Below are 21,760 nucleotides of genomic sequence, written 5' to 3'. Positions count from 1 at the left end.
GGCCTGGAACGGATCGCCCATGATCGCAGCCATGGCCGCGGACGGAATGTGCATTCCGTCACGCGGCTGCAGGAGCAACGAGTTCGCTTGTAGTCATGAACGCAGAGTTCGATATGAAGCTGGATGGTCATTTAACGAACTCAGGTAAAGCGCGGAACATCTTGCGGTGCTAGATGTTCCGCGCCTTGGGTCAGTCCGGGAAGGTGGCAACTATATGCTCTACATGCTGAGCTATTTTGTCGTCGAATCCTTGGGCACGAATTACCATATTTTTTTCACCACTGCGCCATTGGATCCGAGTGACCCCATCATCGCCTGATTCATTGCGAATTCGTGAAACGATGGCGCCCCGCCTAATTCCACCAATAATTATTTTTGCATTTACGGCAAGAGTGTTTACTGTGTCTACATGACGGTTCGAATATAGCAATGACTCTTCCAGGCTTACGACCCCGATGGAGTTACAATAAAAAAACTTTCCATTGCCTGTGACCGAGTCCTTTAGCTCGCCGCCGATTGGAAGGGACTTAAGTAGTTCGCACTCGCGAAGGGCAGTTTTAGATATGTCAGCGATATTTACGGAAGGTGATTTTGTCGTAAAAGCCGTGTCTGGAAGGTGTAATAACTTTTCCGCAACATTTGGTAGTGATGTGAAATTCCCCATTCTGACAGGGATCTGCTGAATTGACAAAACTGATTCTGGGTCCGGGCGCTGCTCTTTTTCTCTTTTTTGGTTCTGTATTTGTAGCTTTATTCTTTTATTGAACTCTTCTTGCGCAGCAGCGCTTATGCTTGTTGGGGGTTTGATCTGCGAAGGGGGGAGGAATTCTGTTTCTATTTCGGCTTGAGTGACGAAAAATGGATGCATTATAAATAAACTGATAGCAACTTTTCGCGACATCGAGTATTTTTCCATGATGATTTTACCGGTTTTACCAGCACGAATCGGTGTATGTAACTTTGCATTGGCCAACATAATGAATTTCGTGACCTCCGCCTGTAAAGCTCCAGCTAAAGTTATCATGTGGGCAATTTTGGCCGATTAGTTGATATGCTTCATCCAATATTGTTCCCCATGCGGGACCTAATCCATGCCACCCAAGAACTTCCCAGTAACCAAAAAGGCCTCCCCCCCAGTTCACGGCCGCTGCTCGATATGTCACTGTCGAAGGCTCAAAGAAAAATAGCTCTGAAGGGCTGCCTTCCCCGGCTTCAAAGTTGAAGTGGGAAGACATTATTTCCATTTGCCAGTACTCGTTCAAAGCATATTCAAAGGAAATAGTTTCATTGTTGATGCAGTTGGCCCTTGAGAACATCCACATGTTCCATGTAGGGGAAATTACCTGCTCTGCGGATGCATAGCCGCTAGTTCCTAAGCAGATCAGTAGAATGGGGAGTGATCTTCTGATGAGTTGACTGGTCATGCATCCTCCACGAGAATGATAATTAATTGCATTTGTATGTTAGCAGAGTTCTGTGGTGACGCAAGAGTCTTTGACGCATGCATATGACAATTAACAGCCTGAATCGCCCCGGGATTCGCGGAGGCCGTTTTGTTTGAGTCAGGCAGGAACGGCCTGCCCAGTTTGACTGCGGTAATAGTTTGCCTCAGCCTCGGCTGGAGGAAGGTAGCCGATTGGCTCAAGCAACCGGTGGTGGTTGAACCAGGAGACCCATTCGAGGGTGGCCAGTTCGACCGCTTCGACGCTTTTCCAGGGGCCGCGCCGGTGGATTACTTCTGCCTTGTACAGCCCGTTGATGGTCTCGGCCAGCGCGTTGTCGTAGCTGTCGCCCCGACTGCCGACCGAGGGCTCGATACCGGCTTCCGCCAATCGCTCGCTGTAGCGGATCGAGACGTACTGCGAGCCGCGGTCGCTATGATGAATCAAAGCATTACGTTCGGGTTGGCGCGCCCAAAGGGCCTGTTCCAGCGCATCGAGGACAAACTCCGTATGCATGGACCGACTGACGCGCCAGCCTACGATGTAGCGAGCGAAGACGTCGATGATGAAGGCGACGTACCCGAAACCCTGCCAGGTCGAGACATAGGTGAAGTCGGAGACCCAAAGCTGGTTGGGGCGCTGCGCAGCGAACTGCCGATTGACGCGATCGAGCGGACAAGGTGCAGCCGGATCGGCACGGGTGGTCCGAATTGCCTTGCCGCGCATGGCGCCGCGCAGCCCTTTGGTCCGCATCAGTCGTTCGATGGTACAACGGGCGACCTCGAGGCCTTCGCGGCGCAACTGCCGCCACACCTTGCGCGCCCCATGCACCTGCAGATTCGCCTGCCAGACCCGCTCGATGTGACCTTCCAGCACCTCGTCGCGGCGGGCTCGCGCACAGCGCAAAGCCGGATCGCGCCGGTGCGCCACCGCGCGCCGATAGGCCGACGGGGCAACCTGCAGCACCTTGCAGATCGGCTCGACCCCGAAGCGCTCGCGGTGCATGTCGATGAAACCGTTCATCACTTGTTGCGGCGGTCGAGCTCCGCCTGTGCGAAATACGCGCTAGCCAGGCGCAGGATCTCGTTGGCCTTCTTCAACTCGCGCACCTCGCGCTCGAGTTCCCTGATGCGTTGCTGCTCGGCGTTCGTGAGCCCCTCACGCTGGCCGGCGTCGCGCTCATGTTGGCGAACCCATCGCCGCAGCGTTTCGGCCCCGTGCAGCCAATCTTTGCCGCAATCGACACGATCGCCGCCCACTGGGATCCGTACTGATCCTTGGCCTCGAACACCATACGCACGGCGCGCTCGACGACTTCTGGGGAAAACTTCATCGACTTCTTCATCAGGGCTCCATCTTCTCAAGAGTTGGAGCCTCCTCAAAACCCGGGGCGATTCAGCCTGGTGCCGTTTGCCCTTTCAAGGGGGCTTGGCTGCTAGGTGTTCGGTTTGTCTGGTGTGTGTTCGGTGAGCTCTTGGCAGTAGGCACAACAATTGGGCATGAAGTCATGGTGGCGAGAAGCAAGCAGATCAGTGCAGCTTGACCAATGCCGTACTTCTCTTGACGAGTACTCTGGCAATTGCCAGCACCGCCGTGCGGCCAAAACCGAGAATGGCCTTGTGGTGCATCAGGTGCAGGCTGATGTAGAGCCAGCGCGCGAAGAGGCCATCGACGAACAGCGTCCCGCCGGTCAATGAGCCCATCAGGCTGCCCACGCTGGTCTGCGTACCCAATGAAACCAGGGAGCCATGATCCTTGTAGCAGTAGGGCTGCTTCACGGGCTCACGCCCCTCGACGGCGCTCATGATTGCCTTGAAGACGTAATCCGCCTGCTGATGCGCGGCCTGGGCCCTCGGCGGAACAGGCTTGCCATCGGCCTGCATGCACGATGCGCAATCGCCGAGGGCATGGATATGCTCATGGCCCTTGACGTTCAAGCTGTCCGTCACTTCGAGCTGCCCGATCCTGTTCGTCGGGAATCCCAGTGAAGCAAGAAAATCCGGTGCCTTGATCCCCGCGGCCCAGACGCACATGTCGAAATCGTATCTTTTCCCGTTCGCGTCGAGCAGATGGTCCTTCTCTATTCGGCTGACGCGGCAATTCGTCACCACTTGAATGTTTCTCTTGGCCAGGAGATGGGTTGCCCCATTGGAAACCCGCTCGCTCAGCGGCGCCAGAATGCGGCTGGAGCCTTCGAGCAAGGTGATCCTCACGTCCGTGTTGGGCACCAGATGGGTGAAGCCGTAGTTCGCATAGATTCCACCCGCTTCACGCAGCTCGGCCGCAAGTTCGACGCCGGTGGCGCCGCCGCCGATGATCACCACGTCGATGGTGCCCGAATTGCCTTTGGCCTTTTCATTTTCCGCACGAATCATCTGGGCCATCATTTCGGCCCTGAAGCGATCCGCGTCCCGGGGACTGTTCAGCGAGATGGTGTTCTCGTCCGCTCCGGGCGTGTTGTAGTAGTTCGACGTGCTGCCAACGGAAATGCAGAGCCTGGAAAACTTGATCCTGCGCTCGGGATATACGAGCCCGCCATCTTCGCCCCCCGATGCCGATACGACGATTTCACTCGCCGCGAGATCGATGCCGGAGAAGGCCCCATATACGAAAGTGAAGTTGTTCTGGTAAGCGAGCATCGGATACGACAGGCCTTCCTGGTTCATGTCCAATGTGCCGGCGGCAACTTCGTGAAGCGTGGGCTTCCATATATGGGTCAGGTTCCGCTCCACGAGAACCACCTTGTCGCGGCCGAGCTTTCTGCCAAGCTTGCAAACCAGCTCCAGCCCGCCTGCGCCGCCGCCGATGACGACAATGCTGCCACTCCGGGCATTCTCCATTTTTTCCTCGGGCTCTGTTGGGTTGGAAATGAAGAATAACCAGTCTCGTTTCCGGCTGCCAGCCCGACGGACTCAAGCCATTTTCACCTCGCCTTCAGCCCTTCTTCAGCACCGCGATCGCACTCATCGTCATCAGCGCCCCCTGCTTCGGCAATGCCGCAATCGCCACCACGGCGCGGGCAGGGTAAGGCTCGGTGAAGAACTCGGCATAAGCCCGGTTCATCTCGTGGAAGTCGTCAACATTCACGAGGTTGACCTGGACATTGACGATGTCGTCGAGTGTGCCGCCGGCCGCTTCGAGCATGGCCTGGAAATTCCTCAGGATCTGCTTCGACTGCCGGTAGGCGTCATCCCCGGCCATCTGGCCGGTTTCGGGATCGACACCGGGCGTGCCCGAGATGAAGACCTGGCCGCCGGCCACGACGGCGTGACTGTAGGGGCCTATGGGCGGGAAAAGCGGGGCGGGGACGAGCGATCTTGGCATGGGCAGGACTCCGGAATCTGGAATGGGGTTGAAACACGGATCAATCGGACAGGCTGGCTGCACCTGACAAGCCCAGCGCCAGCGCCTGCTGCTTCACGCCAGCGGCGATTTTCGCGTCTCGGGCGCGCAGTTTCGCATGAGCCGAGACAGCTTGCGCCTGGCTGCCTTCCATCAGGTGGGCCAGCGTGACGATGCTCAGCGCCGCCGGCATGTCGGCCTGCCGCATCAGGATGGTTTCGGCATGGGCGCGGGCCTTTGCCGCATTTCGCGCCGTAAGATGGGCCTGAGCGATGTAGAGGTGGGCATCGAGCGCCTGGGGAGCGAGCGACAGCGCTTTTTCCAGCGCGGGGATGGCCCGACCGACATCGCGGTTGCGCAAATGGGCGTGCCCGAGGTTGATCCAGCCGTTGGCCAGCTTCGGTTCGTACAGTACGGCCTGCTCCAGGGTCTGCGCCGCTTCGACCGGCTTGCCGCGCAGCAACTGGATGTAGCCCTTGGTACTGAGAGCGGTGGCGTTGCGCGGATCATGCGTCAGCGCCCGCTCGATGTACGTCCAGGCCTTGTCGAGATCGCCATTGCGGCCATGGAAGCCGGCGAGGTTGATGAACACGCCGGCGTTGTTCGGGTCGATTTTCTCGGCCCGCTCGAAGACGGCCAGCGCGCCCGCGCGATCGCCCAGTTTGCCGAGGAGATCGGCCAGCGCGGCGAGGTCGGTGGCGTCCGCCTTGCCCAGTGCATCGATCTGCCGGTAAGCCGCCATCGCGCCGCGCTGATCCTGAGCAGTGAAACGATGTCTGCCGAGCGTGCGCCATGCGCGCGCTTCCGTCGGCGCCAGTTCGGTCAGGCGCCGGGCATCCTCGATGGCCCCTTGCAAGTCGCCGCGGCGGGCGCGCAGTTCGGCGCGCTCCAGCCTGGCCTCGAACAGCGTCGGATCGAGTTCGAGCGCACGGTCCTGCGCCGACTCCGCTTCCTTGTCCCTCAGCGTCCGCGCCAGGGTCATGCCGAGCTTTTCCCAGCCTTCGGCAAAGCCGGGGTCGAGCTCGAGTGCCTTGCGGAACGCATCTTCGGCCGGCGCATAGTGCTGGCGGTTGTAATCGGTGATGCCGATCTGGAGCCAGGTCGGGACATCGGTGCTGGCCTCCCCCGGCTTGCTTGCAAGTGCGCGATGAGCTTCGTCGGCATTTCCACTTTCGGCCAGCAGCCGCGCCAGTGCCTTGCGTGCCTCCTCGTCCTGCCGGTTGAGGTCGAGCGCGGTACGGAAGGCCTTTTGCGCCGCATCGGCCTGGCCGAGTGCGCGATGAATGCGGCCGAGCTGGTTCCAGTGGCCATGGAACAGCGGATCGTAGGCAAGCGCACGTTCGATCCGGGCCAGGGCCAGCTCCGGCTGGCCGTCGTCGAGCAGCCAGCTTGCGCGCAAGGCCGCCAGGTCGCTGCTGCCGGGCAGAATCGCCTCGGCGCGCGTCAGATGCGCTTCGGCTTCGGCACGTCTGCCATCCTCCTTCAGCAGGACGGCGAGCAAGCGCAAGGCATTCACCGAAAACGCGTCCAGCTCGAGCGCTTCGCGCAGGATCGCCTCGGCTTCGCTCCGCTTCTGCATCGAGCCCAAGGCACGCGCCAGTTCCACCCTGGCCCGGACGGAGCCGGGTTGGGCAGCCATCCACCTGCGAGCATGCTTTTCGAGTTCAGCCCAGCGTGCGGCCGCCATCAGGGCTTCGGCGTCTGCCAGCCAGCGCGGCTCGGCCGCGGGCGGCGCGGGTGGAGGAATCGGTGTCACAGCGCGCTTGGCGAGTTCGCCGATCCACTCCGCAGGCAGCGCAAGATTGAGGTTCTGCCCCGCTGTGAACACGCTGGTCGTCAGCCCCACCAGCCACCCTTCGTCGTCGAACAGCCCACCGCCGCTCGAACCCGGCGACTGCGAAGCGGTGCTGAGGATCAGCTCCTCGCCATCGATGTGCGGAAAATGCGAGACGATGCCGCTCGACACCGTCAGTCCGAAACCGAGCGGATTGCCCACCGCATGCACCCGCTCGCCCACGGCCAGGCTGTTGCGCTTGCGGACGCGCACCGGCGGCGCCTGCAGCCCCTTCACGTCGAGTATGCACAGATCCCGGCTGCGGTCTGCCTCCGTCCAGCGCGCCGCGAGCTCCGCCGTGCCATGCTGCACGCTGAGGCTGCCTGCATCGCGAACGACGTGGCAGTTGGTCGCCACCCGGCCCTTGTCGACCACCACGCCGCTCCCCTGGCCGCCGTAGATGCCGCCTTCGGCATGGGCGATGACGGTGACGACCGAAGGGGCTGCGCGGGCGAACACTGCCTGTGCATCGTCGGCCGCATACCCGGCGGACATGACGCAAACGGACGTCATCAACAAGGCCGACAAGCGCACCGCCGAGGCACGAATCGCCTGGCGGAAAAGGAATCCAGTGCTGGATTTCATTGCGGAGAGACCTCGTAGGGCCGGATCATCCCGAAGTAGGCACGCTCGGCCATCTCTGCATCCAGGCCACGCAAGTGGGTATGGGCGCGCCGGACATCCGCATCGCGGCCAGCGGCACGATAGAGCATCATCAGGGCATTCCATGCCCGCGGCTGCCTGGGGTCGAGCGCCAGCGAACGCTCCAGCGCGACGATGCCGTCCTGCATCCTGCCCGCCAGCACCGATGCATAGCCGAGCTGGCGCCAGGCGTTGACACTGTCGGGGTACGCTGCGACGAGCTGGCGATCAATTTCCATCGCTTCATGCACATGGCCGCCGTCCTTCAAGGCCACTGCCAGCCAATAGCGGTAATCCGCACTCCCGGGCGCAATACGGACGGCTTCACGAAGGGCTGCGATCGCTTCGGGGAAAAGGTCCATGGCGAAATAGGCCTTGCCAAGCTCGCCCCAGACGCGCCACGGCTCGGACGGCTCCTGCTCGAGGCTGGCACGAAAGCGTTCGCTCGCCTCCTGCGGCCGCCCCAGGAGCGCCGCAGTCGCCCCCTGCCAGAACAAGCCATCACCGCTGCTGGCAAGCTCGTCCGGCAGACGGGCAAGCAAGGCATGGGCACGTGCGCCTTCCTGCGCCATCAGCAGCGCCTCGACCAGACGCCAGCGCAACCATGCCTGCGACGGGTGGAGTTGCACCAGGCTGCCCCAGCCTGCAATCACTGCCGTATGGTCGCCGCGTTGCCCGGCCAGCGCGATCAGCCCCTGGTGCGCCGACATCTGCCAGGGATCGATCGAAATCGCCTTGCGATAGGCTTCTTCCGCCTCACCAGCCTCCCCCAGGCCCTGGTACGACTGGCCGAGCAAAGCCCAGACCGCGGCGTTCTCCGCTTCCTTTACGAGCAATGCCCTTGCGGCATCCCGCGCATCGCCGAAGCGCTGCTGCTTCAACAAGGCCCCCGCAATGCCGGCCGCGATCAGCGGCATGCCGGGCTCGATCCGCTCCGCCAGCCGCCATGCGGCTTCTTCCGCCGCATGATTCCCGCGCAGGCCGGATGCCACGGCAAGCCACATCCAACCGTCCGCGTCCTCTGGATGTGCCCGCGTCCAGTCGCCGGCAAGGCGACCGAGCCGGGCGGCATTGCCTTCACGGGCCAGCCTGGGAGCCTGGTCGCGCAAGACCTGGCGTGCGACATCCGTATCATTGCGCGCTTCGATCTCCCCGATCCAGGCTGCCGGCAGGGCGAAATTAAGATTCTGCCCATCCCGCTGGCGGTAATCGATGATGCCGAGCAAACGGCCTTCCTCGTCCACCAGCGCTCCGCCTTCGGAGCCGGGCGATACCGGCGCCGAGAACTGCAGCAGTTCGCCCCGTTCCCCTCGCCCGACACCCGAGATCACGCCTTCGGTCAGTCCAATGCCGAAGTCAAGTGCGTTGGCCACTGCATAGACCCGCGCGCCCACTGCCGGAACGGCATCCGCATGCACCAGGCCGACCGTCTCTGCATTGCCCCCCTCAGCGCTCAACATGCACAGGTTCCGCTGGCTGTCGCGAGCGCTAATGACGGCAGTGGTCATCCGTCCCTTGCCATCGACGAGACGGATCACATCGCTACCGTCGAACGGACTGCACAGCGTGACGAAACGCCCGTCTCCAAGCCCAATCGCAGTCGCTGAAACATTCAGCACACCATCGCTACTGGAGGCCTGCACCATCAGCACCGTGTCGCGCACGGAGGTGAAGAGCGTGGAAGGCGTCATCGGACCCGCCACTACGGGAACGCTCGGCCCCAAAACGAGAGCCGTGGTCAAGACAAGGCGCAACACGGAGGTGCTCTCCCGGGGAAAACAATCGCTGATCCGGCTCACAAGCAATTGGCACCCGTGAGACATCCAGAGATCATATCAACTCGGTGCTGAATCCAGCATGCTTTCATTCATTCCGGGCAAACCACAGCGTGCGTCCATGCGCGGGCAGCCGCGACTAGCAACCGTGATGACGGCCTATCGAGCCCGCTCGTCACCGATGGCCAGCGCCCACAGCACCAGCACGCCAAACAGGATCAGCAGCGCCCACTTCAGCGCGGCGCAGCTCGCGCTTGCCAGGTAAACCGAAGGCATGCCGAAGCGGGGCATTTCGGTGAGCCACCAATGCAGGCAGTTTTCCGCCGCATCCAGGAGGGCCGCCAGCGGCAGCACGAAAGGCGCAGCGGCACGCACAATTCGCGGCAAAGGGGAAAAAACCCGGGTACGTACGGCAAGCAGCCATCCGAACGCACCATAGGCCAGTAGGACCAGGCCGTCGAACAGAAGCCAGCGGCGGTAAAGTTCAAGCGCCTCGGGCGGCCAGAGGTGGATGATCTCGCCAAACATCCTTGGCTTCCACGCGAGTTGAAGCGCGACCACGCCCGGCTCGAGTTCGGCGAGATGCCAGGCCATCACGAGCCACGATGCCGCGGCAAGCACGCCGCTGATCCAGACCGCACGCATTCACATTGCTCCAGGAAACACCCTGCTCCCGCCCGCCCACGGGTGCCAAAAAGAAGAAACCCGGCGGTAGCCGGGTTTCAGTACTGGCTGCCAGGTCACCGCGACCGTGGAACCCCGCCGGATTCAGCCGACGATGGTCTGCGCTTCTCCGTCCTTGCGCGCGTCGATGCGACCGATGCGATGGACGGTTTCGCCCGCTGCCTTCAGCGCAGCTTCGGCCGCGTCGGCGTCGGCGGCCGACACCACCACCGCCATGCCGATGCCGCAGTTGAACACGCGGTACATCTCCTGCATGTCGACGTTGCCTTCCTTCTGCAGCCACTGGAACAGCGGCGGCAGCGTCCAGCCGGCGGCGTCGATGCGGGCGGTGAGTTCGTCGCCCAGGATGCGCGGCACGTTCTCGGTGATGCCGCCGCCGGTGATGTGGGCCATGCCCTTGACCACGCCGGGCTTGCCCTGCATCAGCGCCAGCAGCGGCTTGACGTAGATGCGGGTGGGTTCCATGACCACGTCGCGCAGCTTGCGGCCGTGGAAGTCGGCGTCGAGGTCGGGCTTGGCGACTTCGATGATCTTGCGGATCAGCGAGTAGCCGTTGGAGTGGGCGCCGCTGGAAGCCAGGCCGAGTACGACATCGCCCGGCACGATGCGGCTGCCGTCGATGATGTCGGCCTTCTCGACCGCACCGACGGCGAAGCCGGCGAGGTCGTATTCGCCCGCCGGGTACATGCCGGGCATTTCGGCGGTTTCACCGCCGATCAGCGCGCAGCCGGCCAGTTCGCAGCCCTGGGCGATGCCCTTGACCACGTCGGCGGCGGTGTCGACGTCGAGCTTGCCGCAGGCGAAGTAGTCGAGGAAGAACAGCGGCTCGGCGCCCTGCACCAGGATGTCGTTGACGCTCATCGCCACCAGATCCTGGCCGACGGTATCGTGTTTGTTCAACTGGAAGGCGAGCTTGAGCTTGGTGCCGACGCCGTCGGTGCCGGACACCAGCACCGGCTCCTTGTACTTCTTCGACAGCTCGAACAGCGCGCCGAAGCCGCCGATGCCGCCCATCACCTCGGGGCGCATGGTGCGCTTGGCCAGCGGCTTGATGCGGTCGACCAGGGCGTCGCCCGCTTCGATGTCCACGCCGGCATCGCGGTAGGAGAGGGAGGCTTGGTTGGAGGAGGTGGGTGCGCTCAAGATCGTTCCTCTGGACTGGCGGAAATGCCGGGGCGGTGCCCGGCTGGCGCCCCTGGCCGCGGCCCGTGCTTGAGGCTGCAACGCCAAGTGGCTACATTTATGTGTTTCGCGGGTGGCATGCCCCCGCGCCAAGCCCGCGATTTTACTCGAAATGACCCAGCCCCGCGCCTATCGCCTGCAAGCCCTTGCCTGGACCGCCACCGCCATCGCTCTGGTCGGTCTGTTCTGGCTGCTGGGCCCCATCCTCGCCCCCTTCGTGATCGGCGCGGTGTTCGCCTACATCTGCGACCCGGCGGTCAACTGGATGGTGGCGCGCCGCGTGCCGCGCGCGCTGGCGGTACTGCTGGTGATCGTCGCACTGGGCCTGATGATCGTGGCGCTGGCGCTGATTCTGGTGCCGATGGTCTATCGCGAGGGGGTCCAACTGGTGAACCGCCTGCCCGACCTGGTCGATATGTTCAACGCCCAGGTATCGCCGCTGCTGCAGGCACGGCTGGGCATCGACCTGCAGCTCGACGCCGCCCAGTTGCGCCAGTTGATCGCCGACAACTGGAGCAACGCGCAAGACCTGGTGCCGATCGTGCTCGGCCACCTCAAGACCGGCGGCATGGCGGTGATCGCCTTCATCGCCAACCTGTTCCTGATCCCGCTGGTGATGTTCTACCTGCTGCAGGAATGGCCGCGCCTGCTGACCGAACTGCAGCGCATCGTGCCGCGGCCGTGGCTGGAGCGGACGATGGCGATCATCAACGACATCGATTCGGTGATGTCGGAGTTCCTGCGCGGCCAGCTGTCGGTGATGCTGCTGCTGGCGGTGTTCTACAGCATCGGGCTGTGGCTCGCCGGGCTGAACTTCTGGCTGCCGGTGGGCGTGCTGACCGGCCTGCTGGTATTCATTCCCTACGTCGGCTACGGCGGCGGCCTGATCCTCGCCATCCTCGCCGCACTGCTGCAGGCCGAAGGCTGGCCGCTGCTGATCGGCGTCGGCATCGTGTATGGGCTGGGCCAGGTGATCGAAAGCTTCGTGCTGACGCCCTACCTGGTCGGCGAGCGCATCGGCCTGCATCCGCTGGCGGTGATCTTCGCGCTGATGGCTTTCGGCCAGCTGTTCGGCTTCGTCGGCGTGCTGGTGGCGCTGCCGGTCAGCGCGGCGCTGCTGGTCGGCCTGCGCGAAGTGCGCAACGCCTGGTTCGCCAGCCCGGTCTATCTCGGCACGCGGGTACAGCCGGTGATCACGCAGGATGTGAACCACGATCGGCATTGATCGCCAGGCCATGAAGCAACTCGTCCTCGACATCCGCCCCGATGTGCCGCCGACGCTGGAAAACTTCGTCGTCGGCGCCAACGCCGAGCTGGTGGCGGCGGTGTCGCTGCTGGCCTCGGCATCGACCGCGCGGCAACTGCCGGCACGCCACGTCTATGTCTGGGGCGCACCAGGCAGCGGCCGCAGCCATCTGCTGCGCGCCAGCGTGGCGCTGGCGCGGGAGGCCGGCCGCCCGACCCACATCCTCGCCGCCGAAGACGTCGATGACGCCTTGCCCGAGACTGCCGATGCGCTGGTCGCGGTGGACGACATCGACCGCCTGGCATCCGACGCGCAGATCGCGCTGTTCAACGCCTTCAACCGCAGCCGCGGCAACGGCCAGTCGCTGCTGCTGGCCGGCCCCGCCGCACCGCTCGGGCTGGGCCTGCGCGAGGATCTGCGCACCCGCATCGGCCAGAGCCTGATCTACGAAGTACAGCCGCTCGACGACGCCTCGCGCGCCACCATCCTCGCCACCCTGGCCGAACGCCGCGGCCTGCGGCTGGCCGACGAGGTGGTCGACTTCCTGCTGCGCCACGGCCGCCGCGAACTGCCCAGCCTGCTGGCCGTGCTCGACGCCCTCGACGCCGCCTCGCTCGAACGCAAGCGCCCGATCACCCTGCCCCTGCTGCGCGAGATGATGCAGCAAGGGCTGGAAATCTGATTTCAACCCTCATTTCCCCCCTCCCACTGGAACCTCAAACGTGAATCTCGCCCTCTTCGACCTCGACAACACCCTGCTCGCCGGGGATTCCGACTTCGCCTGGGCACAGTTCCTGATCGAAAAGGGCGTGCTCGACCGCGAAGTGCAGGAAGCGAAGAACATCGAGTTCTACGAGCACTACAAGGCCGGCACGCTCGACATCGACGCCTTCCTCGACTTCCAGCTCGCCCCGCTGGCGCGCCATTCGCGGACCGAACTCGATACCTGGCACCGCGAGTTCATGGAAACATCGGTGAAGCCGATGATCACCGCCAAGGCACGCGCGCTGGTACGGCAGCACCTGGACGAAGGTGCGCTGGTCGCCGTCGTCACCGCCACCAATGCCTTCGTCACCGGCCCGATCGTGCGCGAGTTCGGCATCGCCCATCTCGTCGCCACCGTCCCGGCACAGGAAAACGGCGCCTTCACCGGCAAGGCGCGCGGCACGCCGGCTTTCCAGGCCGGCAAGATCGCCCGCGTAGACGCCTGGCTGGAATCGCTCGGCCTCTACGTCGGCGGCTTCGGGCGCAGCTGGTTCTACAGCGACTCGCACAACGACCTGCCGCTGCTGAAGCACGTCTCCGACCCGGTCGCGGTCGATCCCGACGACACCTTGCGCGCCCACGCCGGACAGCAGGGCTGGCCGGTGCTGTCGCTGCGCTGATGGACGAAGCGCGCTCGCCGCGGGCGATCGGTTATCATTGCCGGTTCATGCAAGAACGACGCCTTTCCCGATGATCCGCAAGCTGCTGCGCAAGGTTTTCAAGCGCCCGGCGCAATCCGCCCGCCACGAACCCGCGCTGATTCCGGTCGAACGCCACGGCATTCGGCGCGAACAACTCTCCCCCGCCGCGCGCAAGGTCTGCGCCGTATTGCAGGAAAAGGGCTACAAGGCCTTTGTCGTCGGCGGCGCGGTGCGCGACCTGCTGATCGGCCAGCCGCCCAAGGACTACGACGTCGCCACCAGCGCCACGCCCGAGGAAGTGCGTGCCGCCTTCCGCCGTTCGCGCATCATCGGCCGCCGTTTCAAGATCGTGCATGTGATGAGCGGGCCGGAAACCATCGAGGTCTCCACCTTCCGCGCCAGCCAGGACGCCGAATCGGCCGAGACCGACGAGCACGGCCGCGTGCTGCGCGACAACGTCTACGGCAACCAGGAAGAGGACGCCACCCGGCGCGACTTCACCGTCAACGCGCTGTACTACGACCCTGCCAGCGAGACCATCGTCGACTACCACCACGGTGTCGCCGACATCCAGCAGAAGACGCTGCGCATGATCGGCGATCCGCGCACCCGCTACCGCGAAGACCCGGTGCGGATGCTGCGCGCGGTGCGCCTCGGCGCCAAGCTCGGGCTGACGATCGACCCCGCCGCGCGCCACCCGATCCGCGACATGGCGGTGCTGCTGGAGAACGTCCCCGCCGCGCGCCTGTTCGACGAGATGCTGAAGCTGCTGTTCTCGGGCTACGCAGTCGGGTGCCTGCAGCAGTTGCGCGAGGAAGGCCTGCACCACGGCCTGCTGCCGCTGCTCGACGTAATCCTCGAACAGCCGATGGGCGAGCGCTTCGTCTGGCTGTCGCTGGAAAACACCGACGAGCGCGTGCGCCAGGGCAAGTCGGTGTCGCCCGGCTTCCTGTTCGCCACCTTGCTGTGGCACGAAGTGCTGGCCGCGTGGGAAAAGAAGAAGGCCGCCGGCGAACACTCGCAGCCGGCGCTGTTCGAAGCGATGGACGAGGTGCTCGACGCCCAGGCCCGCAAGCTCGCCATCACCCGCCGCATCGTCGGCGACATCAAGGACATCTGGGCGCTGCAGCCGCGCTTCGACAAGCGCGCCGGCAAGACGCCCTACCGCCTCATCGAGCAGCCGCGCTACCGCGCCGGCTGGGACTTCCTGCGCCTGCGCGCGCAGGCCGACGAAATCCCGATGGAGATCGTCGACTGGTGGGACCGCTTCGCCCATGCCGGCCACGACGCCCGCGAAGAGCTGATCCGGCAGGCACCGGCCGACGACGTCCCGGCGGCCAGGAAGCGTCGCCGCAAGCGCCGCAAGCCGGCCGGCGCATCGACCGCCTCTGCCTCCGAAGCCACCTGAAACCCTGCCTCCGATGCAGCCCCCCGTGCGCGCCTTCGTCGCCTTCGGCGCCAATCTCGGCGACCCCGCCGCAGCCTTCGCGCTGGCGCTGCAGCGCCTGGCGGGGCTGCCCGGCACCCGGATCGCGGCACGGTCGTCGCTGTACCGCAGCGCCCCCGTCGGCGTCGAAGGCCAGCCCGACTACATCAACGCCGTGATCGAGCTGTCGACCACGCTCGCCGCACGCCCGCTGCTCGACGCCCTGCTGGCGATCGAGCACGAAGGCGGCCGCCGGCGCGATGGCCACATGGCGCCGCGCACCATGGATCTGGACCTGCTGCTGCACGGCGACGCGGTCATCGACGAACCCGGCCTGCAGGTACCGCATCCGCGCATGCACCTGCGCGCCTTCACGCTGGTGCCGCTGGCCGAGATCGCACCCGAGGCCTGTATTCCGGGCCACGGCCGGGCTGCCGATCTGCTGCCGGGCGTTGCCGATCAGGCCATCGCACGCGCCTGAGCCCTGCCCCCACCACCGAAGCCTTTCCTTTCGCGCCTCCGCTCCTCGAATCCGAGCCCATCATGCCCACCTGGCTCCAACTCGCCGCCACGGCTTTCACCGCCAACCCCGTCTGGCTGCAGACCGCCCTGCTGCTGACCGCCTCCAACGTGTTCATGACCTTCGCCTGGTATGGCCACCTGAAGAACATGCAGGGCAAGGCCTGGTATCTGGCGGCGCTGGTGAGCTGGAGCATCGCGCTGTTCGAATACCTGCTGCAGGTGCCGGCCAACCGCATCGGCGCCACCGCGCTGAATCTCGCCCAGCTCAAGATCATGCAGGAAGTGATCACCCTGCTGGTGTTCGTCCCCTTCGTCGTGCTGTACATGAAGCAGCCGCTCAAGCTTGACTATCTCTGGGCTGCGTTGTGTATGCTTGGCGCGGTTTATTTCATCTTCCGCAGCTGATTCCACCACTGATACAGGGCCAGGCCGGCACGCTCATGCTCGACAAAGCACACTACATCGTCGTCGAAGGCCCGATCGGCGCCGGCAAGACTTCGCTGGCAAAGCGCCTCGCCGAGCGGCTGCAGGCCGACACCCTGTTCGAGCAGGCCGAGCTCAACCCCTTTCTGGCGCGCTTCTACCAGCAGCCCGAGCGCTGGGCGATGGCAACACAGCTGTCCTTCCTGTTCCAGCGCATCGACCAGTTGGCCGCACTCGGCCCGATCTCGGAAGAGCGGCGCGTGGTATCGGACTTCATCCTCGACAAGGACAGGCTGTTCGCCGAGCAGAACCTCAGCCCCGAGGAGTTGGCGCTGCACCAGCGCATCCACGACAGCGTGAAACCCGCGGTGACGCCCCAGCCCGATCTAGTGATCTACCTGCAGGCCAGCGCCGACACGCTGATGGAGCGCGTGCACAAGCGCGGGCTCGACGCCGAGCGGCGCATCACCGAAGCCTATCTGCAGCAGGTCGCCGACCGCTACACGCGCTATTTCTACCAGTACGATGCGGCACCGCTGTTCATCGTCGATGCCGGTAAACTGAATCCGGTCGACCACGACGACGACTTCGAGCTGCTGCTCACCCGCCTGCGCGACATGCGCGGTTACCGCGAATTCTTCGGTTACGCCGGGTAAACCCCGATCCTTAATTTGGCGTAATGAACTTGTGCAATGCACCAGTTTGGTGGAAAACTCCGCCCTCCCATCAGGAGCGATGAATGAGCTATCTCCAGGACCAGAAGCCCGTCACCCTGTTCGAACTCGGCAAGATGCGCGCCGAAGGCCGCAAGATCGTCATGCTGACCGGCTACGACGCCAGCTTCGCCGCGCTGCTCGGCCGCGCCGGCGTCGATGTCGTGCTGATCGGCGACTCGCTCGGCAACGTGCTGCAGGGCCAGAAATCGACGCTGCCGGTCACCCTCGAGCAGATGGCCTACCACACCGAGTGCGTGGCGCGTGCCAATGCCCGCCCACTGGTGGTCACCGACATGCCCTTCGGCTCCTGTCACGAGAGCCCGGAGCAGGCGATGCGCAACGCCGCCCGCCTGATGGCCGCAGGCGCGCAGATGGTCAAGATCGAAGGCGGCGAGTACATGGCCGAAACCGTGCGCTTCCTGGTCGAGCGCGGCGTGCCGGTATGCGCCCACATCGGCCTGACGCCGCAATCGGTGCATCAGCTCGGCGGCTACCGCGTGCAGGGCCGCGGCGACGAAGGCGCGGCCCGCATGAAGGCCGACGCACTGGCGCTGGAACAGGCCGGCGCCTCGCTGGTCGTCATCGAAATGGTGCCGGCCACGCTCGCCGCCGACATCACGACCAGCCTGCGCACGATGGCCACCATCGGCATCGGCGCCGGGCCGTCCTGCGACGGCCAGGTGCTGGTGCTGCACGACATGCTCGGCATCTTCCCCGGCAAGACCGCCCGCTTCGTGCGCAACTTCATGGAAGGCGCGAGCAGCATCGAGGATGCGGTCGCGCGCTATGTGGCCGCAGTGCGCGACGGCAGCTTCCCCGCTGCCGAACACTGCTACTGAGAGCACCCGGCACACCGTCGCCGACGCGCCCTCGCCAACCCGTAGTTGCCAACCACTCCAGGTTTCGACATGCAGATCCATCACACCATCGCCGGGCTGCGTGCCGCCCGCGCCACCGCCGGCAAGGTCGCCCTCGTTCCCACCATGGGCAACCTGCACGAAGGCCACATCACGCTGATGCGCCAGGCCGCCGAAAAGGCCGACTGCGTGATCGCCAGCGTCTTCGTCAATCGCCTGCAGTTCGGTGCCGGGGAAGACTTCGACCACTATCCCCGCACCCTCGCCGCCGACTGCGAGAAGCTCGCCGCGGTCGGCGTCAAGCACGTCTTCGCGCCGGACGAGGCCGAGATGTATCCGCAGCCGCAGCGCTACCACGTCGATCCGGCGCCGGCCCAGGTCTCGATCCTTGAAGGCGAATTCCGCCCCGGGCACTTCCGCGGCGTCGCCACCGTGGTGCTCAAGCTGCTCAACATCGTGCAGCCCGACATCGCCCTGTTCGGCAAGAAGGACTACCAGCAGTTGATGGTGCTGAGCAACATGGTGCGCGAACTGGCTCTGCCGGTCGAAGTGCTGCCGGGCGACACCGTGCGTGCCGACGACGGCCTGGCGCTGTCCTCGCGCAACGGCTACCTGAGCGAGGACGAGCGCGCCCGCGCGACGCTGCTGTACCGCCTGCTGAGCCGCATCCGCGACGCCGTGCGCGCCGGCGACCACGACCTGCTGAAGCTCGAGACCGACGCCATGGACGAACTGGCCGCCGCCGGCTGGCAGCCCGACTACGTGGCCGTGCGCCGCCGCGCCGACCTGCAGCCGCCGATCCACATGGACGATCCGCTCGTCGTGCTGGCAGCGGCCAAGCTGGGCCGCACCCGGCTGATCGACAATCTGGAGATCTGAAACCGGCGCGCATCGGGGTTGGTGCTTCACTACGGCCCGAACCACCCTATACTCATAAACATCGGCCGCAGCCAGCGGCCTCGTGGCGCGACAACTTAAGGAGGGAGAGAAACAATGGCGACGACCGTAAATCAGATTCTTGAGCAGAAAGGCAGCGCTTTCCATGCGGTGAGTCCGGCCGACTCGGTGTTCGACGCCCTGTCGCTGATGGCGCAGTTCGACATCGGCTGTGTCCTGGTCACCGAAGGCGAGCGCCTGGTGGGCATCTTCACCGAACGCGACTACGCCCGCAAAGTCGTGCTGAAGGGTCTGGTGTCGCGCGACATCCGCGTCGGCGATCTGATGACGCCGAATCCCTGCACCGTCACGCCCACCAATACGGTCGACGAAGTCATGCACACGATGACCGAGAACCGCTTCCGCCACCTGCCGGTGGTCTATCAGGGCAAGATCATGGGTGTCGTCACCATCGGCGACATGGTCAAGTCGGTCGTCCAGCAGCAGCAGGCCACGATCCGCCAGCTCGAAAGCTACATCGCGGGCGACCTCGCCGCCGAATGAGGCTGCAACAGCGATGAAAAACGCCGGGACCCGCCCGGCGTTTTTCGTTTCCGCGCAAGGAAAGCGGCCTCAGTCGCCGCCCAGCGCCTTGCCGACCACCTCGGCCACGTCCGGCGACAGGCCTTCGCTCGCCAGCACTCTTTCGAGCTGGGCACGAATGCTCGCCTGCAGCGCCGGCGTGAAGCGGCGCCAGCTTTCCAGCGCGCGCGCCATGCGTGACGCGACCTGCGGGTTCTTCGCGTCCAGCGCGATCACCTGCTCGGCCCAGAACGCGTGGCCGCTGCCGTCGGCGGCGTGGAACTCGCCCGGATTGGCACGGAAGTAGGTGCCCAGCAGCGCATAGACCTTGTTCGGGTTCGACAGGCTGAAGGCCGGATCGGCCATCAAGACGCGCACGCGATCCAATGCCGGCGCTGCCGCGTCGTCCCAGCGCCAGGCGCCGGCCTGCAGCGCGAACCACTTGTCGAGCACCAGCGCATCGTCGCGGTAGCGGGCCTGGAAGGCGTCCAGCGCGGCCTCGCGCGCCGGATGCGAGCTCTGCACCAGCGCAGCCAGGGCGCCGAAGCGTTCGGTCATGTTGGTCGCGGCGTCGAAGCGTGCCTGCGCCTTGACCAGCCCTTCGGCATTGCCGGCAGCAGTCAGGTAGCGCAGCGCCAGATTCGCCAGCGCGCGGCGGCCGGCATCGCCGGGATGGTAGCGATACTCGCCCGGCACCTGCATCGCGTCGAACAAGGCCAGCCAGTTGCCCGCCAGGCGCTCGCCCAGCGTGCGCATCAGCCTGACCAGCGCTGCCCGGAGCGCCTGCGGATCGGCGGGCGCCATGCGTTCGAGCAGATAGGCTTCGCCCGGCAGTGCCAACGCCTGGGCACGGAAAGCGGGGTCGAGCGCACCGTCTTCGAGCAGCGTGCGGAAGGCGGCGACAAAGGCTTCGGGCACGGCCATCGCCGCATCGGCCGCCATCGCCAGCACGATGCGCTCGGCATAGCGCTGCGCCGCGTCCCAGCGGTTGAAGGGGTCGGCATCGTGCGCCATGCGGAAAGCCAGGCGCGCATCGTCCTCGTCCAGTTCGAGGATCACCGGCGCGGAGAAGCCACGCAGCAGCGAGGGCACCGGCTCGGCATCGAGGCCGACGAAGCGGAAAGACTGCTCGGCATCGGTCAGTTGCAGCACGCGCGTGCTCGCACCGGCCTGCGCCTCGCCTTCGAGCCGCAGCGGGCGGTCGCGCCCGTCCGGGCCGATCAGGCCGACCGCGACCGGGATCACCAGCGGCAGCTTGGCGTGCTGGCCCGGCGTCACCGGGGTGGATTGGGCCAGCGTCAGCGTGTAGCTGCCCTCGGCCGCATTCCATTCGCCGCCGGCCTCGAGCCGCGGCGTGCCGGCCTGGCCGTACCAGCGCATGAACTGGTCGAGGTCGAAGCCGTTGTTCGCCTCCGACATCACTTCGACGAAGTCGTCGCAGGTCACCGCCTGGCCGTCGTGATAGCTGAAATACAGGTCCATGCCGTTGCGGAAGCCCTCCTGCCCCAGCAGGGTGTGCAGCATGCGGATGACTTCGGCGCCCTTCTCATACACCGTCGCGGTGTAGAAGTTGTTGATCTCCTGGTAGCTGTCCGGGCGGATCGGATGCGCCATCGGCCCGGCATCCTCGGGGAACTGCGCCGCGCGCAGCACCCGCACATCGTCGATGCGCTTGACCGCCCGCGCCGAGGCCGCGGCTGCCGGGCCGGCTGCCTCATTTGCCATGTTTCCCAGCATGTCGGCCGAGAACTGCTGGTCGCGGAACACCGTCAGCCCTTCCTTCAGCGTGAGCTGGAACCAGTCGCGGCAGGTGACGCGGTTGCCGGTCCAGTTGTGGAAATATTCGTGCGCCACCACGCTCTCGACGTTCTCGTAGTCGACGTCGGTGGCGGTGTCCGGCTTGGCGAGCACGAACTTGGTGTTGAAGATGTTCAGCCCCTTGTTCTCCATCGCCCCCATGTTGAAGTCGGCCACGGCGACGATCATGAAGCGGTCGAGGTCGAGCTCCAGGCCGAAGGTCTCCTCGTCCCAGCGCATCGAATGCACCAGCGAATCCATCGCGTGCTGGCAGCGGTCGAGGTTGCCCTCCTCCACCCACACCTGCAGCAGCACCTCGCGGCCGGACATCGTCCGCTCCTTGCGCTCCAGCACCACCAGATCGGCGGCGACCAGCGCGAACAGGTAAGACGGCTTCGGGAAGGGGTCTTCCCAGCGCGCATAGTGGCGGCCGTCCGGCAACTCGCCCTGCTCGATCAGGTTGCCGTTGGACAGCAGCACCGGGCATGCGCTGCGGTCGGCTTCCAGCGTCACCGTGAAGCGCGCCATCACGTCCGGACGGTCGGGGAAACAGGTGATGCGGCGGAAACCCTCGGCCTCGCACTGGGTGAAGAAGCCGCCATTGGACAGGTAGAGCCCCGACAGCGTGGTGTTGGCCCTGGGGTCGATGCGGGTCTTGACCTCGACCACCACGCGCTCGCCGTCGGCGTCGATCTCGATCAGCGTGCCCTGCTCGCGCAAACCGCGCGGCGCCTGGCCATCGACGGTCAGCGACAGCCGCTCGAGATCCTCGCCCCACAGCCGAATCGGCCCGACCTCCGCATCGCGGTTGCGCACGCACACCATGCGGTTGGTGACGACGGTGGCGTCGGGATCGAGGGAAAAATGCAGATCGACGGTCTCGACCGTCCAGGACAGCGGCCGATAGTCGGCGCGCTGAATCGTTGGGGCGTGTTCTGTTCTCATGGCTTCTCCAGCTTCCGCGCGAGGGGCGCGGAAAAGCGGGAGTTTACTGCAGGGGCTGGCGAA

19 protein-coding genes, 1 pseudogene and 1 other annotated feature are annotated in these 21,760 nt (G+C 64.8%); of the genes and pseudogenes, 10 read left to right on the top strand and 10 right to left on the bottom strand.

Annotation, left to right across the window (positions count from 1 at the left end):
• Nucleotides 1-190: 190 nt before the first annotated feature.
• From NX068_RS02825 to purM, 9 genes and pseudogenes are all read right to left on the bottom strand, one after another.
• Nucleotides 191-976 (bottom strand): hypothetical protein, encoded by a 786-nt coding sequence (locus tag NX068_RS02825; RefSeq protein WP_263459784.1) that lies wholly within the window; start codon nt 974-976, stop codon nt 191-193.
• Complete coding sequence (locus tag NX068_RS02820) at nt 933-1,424, bottom strand: hypothetical protein (RefSeq protein WP_263459783.1); 492 nt, start codon at nt 1,422-1,424, stop codon at nt 933-935. Before NX068_RS02820 ends, NX068_RS02825 begins: the two co-directional genes overlap by 44 nt.
• Nucleotides 1,425-1,562: 138 nt before the next feature.
• Nucleotides 1,563-2,787 (bottom strand): annotated as a pseudogene (locus NX068_RS02815) (IS3 family transposase).
• Nucleotides 2,391-2,507: a sequence feature (AL1L pseudoknot), on the bottom strand. Its footprint overlaps the pseudogene before it by 117 nt.
• A gap of 184 nt (nt 2,788-2,971) precedes the next feature.
• Nucleotides 2,972-4,282: an NAD(P)/FAD-dependent oxidoreductase gene (locus NX068_RS02810; RefSeq protein ID WP_263459782.1), complete on the bottom strand. Its 1,311-nt coding sequence runs from the start codon at nt 4,280-4,282 to the stop codon at nt 2,972-2,974.
• Nucleotides 4,283-4,376: 94 nt separating this feature from the next.
• Nucleotides 4,377-4,766 carry a RidA family protein gene (locus NX068_RS02805; RefSeq protein ID WP_263459781.1) on the bottom strand — a complete coding sequence of 130 codons (390 nt, stop codon included), beginning with the start codon at nt 4,764-4,766 and terminating at the stop codon, nt 4,377-4,379.
• Nucleotides 4,767-4,806: 40 nt separating this feature from the next.
• Complete coding sequence (locus tag NX068_RS02800; RefSeq protein WP_263459780.1) at nt 4,807-7,113, bottom strand: serine protease; 2,307 nt, start codon at nt 7,111-7,113, stop codon at nt 4,807-4,809.
• 86 nt (nt 7,114-7,199) lie between these two features.
• Nucleotides 7,200-8,951, bottom strand: coding sequence for a serine protease (locus NX068_RS02795; protein WP_263459779.1), 1,752 nt, complete (start codon nt 8,949-8,951; stop codon nt 7,200-7,202).
• Nucleotides 8,952-9,194: 243 nt separating this feature from the next.
• Nucleotides 9,195-9,680: a hypothetical protein gene (locus NX068_RS02790; protein WP_263459778.1), complete on the bottom strand. Its 486-nt coding sequence runs from the start codon at nt 9,678-9,680 to the stop codon at nt 9,195-9,197.
• 123 nt (nt 9,681-9,803) lie between these two features.
• Complete coding sequence (gene purM / locus NX068_RS02785) at nt 9,804-10,862, bottom strand: phosphoribosylformylglycinamidine cyclo-ligase (RefSeq protein ID WP_263459777.1); 1,059 nt, start codon at nt 10,860-10,862, stop codon at nt 9,804-9,806.
• A gap of 151 nt (nt 10,863-11,013) precedes the next feature.
• Between purM and NX068_RS02780 the strand changes: the two genes are divergently transcribed.
• From NX068_RS02780 to NX068_RS02735, 10 genes are all read left to right on the top strand, one after another.
• Nucleotides 11,014-12,126: an AI-2E family transporter gene (locus tag NX068_RS02780; RefSeq protein ID WP_263459776.1), complete on the top strand. Its 1,113-nt coding sequence runs from the start codon at nt 11,014-11,016 to the stop codon at nt 12,124-12,126.
• Nucleotides 12,127-12,136: 10 nt separating this feature from the next.
• Nucleotides 12,137-12,829 carry a DnaA regulatory inactivator Hda gene (gene hda / locus NX068_RS02775; RefSeq protein WP_263459775.1) on the top strand — a complete coding sequence of 231 codons (693 nt, stop codon included), beginning with the start codon at nt 12,137-12,139 and terminating at the stop codon, nt 12,827-12,829.
• A 40-nt stretch (nt 12,830-12,869) separates the two neighbouring features.
• Nucleotides 12,870-13,532, top strand: a complete 663-nt coding sequence (locus NX068_RS02770; protein ID WP_263459774.1) for a histidinol-phosphatase — start codon at nt 12,870-12,872, stop codon at nt 13,530-13,532.
• Between the two features lie 70 nt (nt 13,533-13,602).
• The gene (pcnB, locus tag NX068_RS02765; RefSeq protein WP_263459773.1) at nt 13,603-14,961 is read left to right on the top strand and encodes a polynucleotide adenylyltransferase PcnB; all 1,359 of its coding nucleotides are present in this window, start codon (nt 13,603-13,605) and stop codon (nt 14,959-14,961) included.
• 13 nt (nt 14,962-14,974) lie between these two features.
• Complete coding sequence (folK, locus tag NX068_RS02760) at nt 14,975-15,460, top strand: 2-amino-4-hydroxy-6-hydroxymethyldihydropteridine diphosphokinase (RefSeq protein ID WP_263459772.1); 486 nt, start codon at nt 14,975-14,977, stop codon at nt 15,458-15,460.
• Between the two features lie 62 nt (nt 15,461-15,522).
• A complete protein-coding gene (locus NX068_RS02755) occupies nt 15,523-15,906 on the top strand; it encodes a DMT family protein (protein WP_263459771.1) in 384 nt (127 codons plus the stop codon).
• A gap of 35 nt (nt 15,907-15,941) precedes the next feature.
• Nucleotides 15,942-16,580 carry a deoxynucleoside kinase gene (locus NX068_RS02750; protein ID WP_263459770.1) on the top strand — a complete coding sequence of 213 codons (639 nt, stop codon included), beginning with the start codon at nt 15,942-15,944 and terminating at the stop codon, nt 16,578-16,580.
• A gap of 83 nt (nt 16,581-16,663) precedes the next feature.
• Nucleotides 16,664-17,479, top strand: coding sequence for a 3-methyl-2-oxobutanoate hydroxymethyltransferase (gene panB / locus NX068_RS02745; RefSeq protein WP_263459769.1), 816 nt, complete (start codon nt 16,664-16,666; stop codon nt 17,477-17,479).
• Between the two features lie 69 nt (nt 17,480-17,548).
• The gene (panC, locus tag NX068_RS02740; protein ID WP_263459768.1) at nt 17,549-18,376 is read left to right on the top strand and encodes a pantoate--beta-alanine ligase; all 828 of its coding nucleotides are present in this window, start codon (nt 17,549-17,551) and stop codon (nt 18,374-18,376) included.
• 114 nt (nt 18,377-18,490) lie between these two features.
• A complete protein-coding gene (locus tag NX068_RS02735; protein WP_263459767.1) occupies nt 18,491-18,937 on the top strand; it encodes a CBS domain-containing protein in 447 nt (148 codons plus the stop codon).
• 69 nt (nt 18,938-19,006) lie between these two features.
• On the opposite strand, the gene pepN is transcribed toward NX068_RS02735, so the two are convergent.
• Nucleotides 19,007-21,697, bottom strand: coding sequence for an aminopeptidase N (gene pepN / locus NX068_RS02730; RefSeq protein ID WP_263459766.1), 2,691 nt, complete (start codon nt 21,695-21,697; stop codon nt 19,007-19,009).
• Nucleotides 21,698-21,760 lie beyond the last annotated feature (63 nt).

This window comes from Thauera carbonicopians (assembly GCF_025699485.1).
Classification (GTDB): domain Bacteria; phylum Pseudomonadota; class Gammaproteobacteria; order Burkholderiales; family Rhodocyclaceae; genus Thauera.
This window is presented reverse-complemented; position numbering and strand designations above follow the sequence as displayed.

Bases quoted from the DNA above. Each gene is read 5' to 3' on its own strand.
- NX068_RS02755 (WP_263459771.1), top strand. From the start codon at position 15,523: ATGCCCACCTGGCTCCAACTCGCCGCCACGGCTTTCACCGCCAACCCC.
- NX068_RS02780 (WP_263459776.1), top strand. From the start codon at position 11,014: ATGACCCAGCCCCGCGCCTATCGCCTGCAAGCCCTTGCCTGGACCGCC.
- hda (WP_263459775.1), top strand. From the start codon at position 12,137: ATGAAGCAACTCGTCCTCGACATCCGCCCCGATGTGCCGCCGACGCTG.
- NX068_RS02795 (WP_263459779.1), bottom strand. From the start codon at position 8,951: ATGACGCCTTCCACGCTCTTCACCTCCGTGCGCGACACGGTGCTGATG.
- NX068_RS02750 (WP_263459770.1), top strand. From the start codon at position 15,942: ATGCTCGACAAAGCACACTACATCGTCGTCGAAGGCCCGATCGGCGCC.
- pepN (WP_263459766.1), bottom strand. From the start codon at position 21,697: ATGAGAACAGAACACGCCCCAACGATTCAGCGCGCCGACTATCGGCCG.
- pcnB (WP_263459773.1), top strand. From the start codon at position 13,603: ATGATCCGCAAGCTGCTGCGCAAGGTTTTCAAGCGCCCGGCGCAATCC.
- NX068_RS02820 (WP_263459783.1), bottom strand. From the start codon at position 1,424: ATGACCAGTCAACTCATCAGAAGATCACTCCCCATTCTACTGATCTGC.
- NX068_RS02735 (WP_263459767.1), top strand. From the start codon at position 18,491: ATGGCGACGACCGTAAATCAGATTCTTGAGCAGAAAGGCAGCGCTTTC.
- panB (WP_263459769.1), top strand. From the start codon at position 16,664: ATGAGCTATCTCCAGGACCAGAAGCCCGTCACCCTGTTCGAACTCGGC.
- NX068_RS02810 (WP_263459782.1), bottom strand. From the start codon at position 4,282: ATGGAGAATGCCCGGAGTGGCAGCATTGTCGTCATCGGCGGCGGCGCA.
- NX068_RS02800 (WP_263459780.1), bottom strand. From the start codon at position 7,113: ATGTCCGCCGGGTATGCGGCCGACGATGCACAGGCAGTGTTCGCCCGC.
- NX068_RS02790 (WP_263459778.1), bottom strand. From the start codon at position 9,680: ATGCGTGCGGTCTGGATCAGCGGCGTGCTTGCCGCGGCATCGTGGCTC.
- folK (WP_263459772.1), top strand. From the start codon at position 14,975: ATGCAGCCCCCCGTGCGCGCCTTCGTCGCCTTCGGCGCCAATCTCGGC.
- panC (WP_263459768.1), top strand. From the start codon at position 17,549: ATGCAGATCCATCACACCATCGCCGGGCTGCGTGCCGCCCGCGCCACC.
- NX068_RS02825 (WP_263459784.1), bottom strand. From the start codon at position 976: ATGTTGGCCAATGCAAAGTTACATACACCGATTCGTGCTGGTAAAACC.
- NX068_RS02805 (WP_263459781.1), bottom strand. From the start codon at position 4,766: ATGCCAAGATCGCTCGTCCCCGCCCCGCTTTTCCCGCCCATAGGCCCC.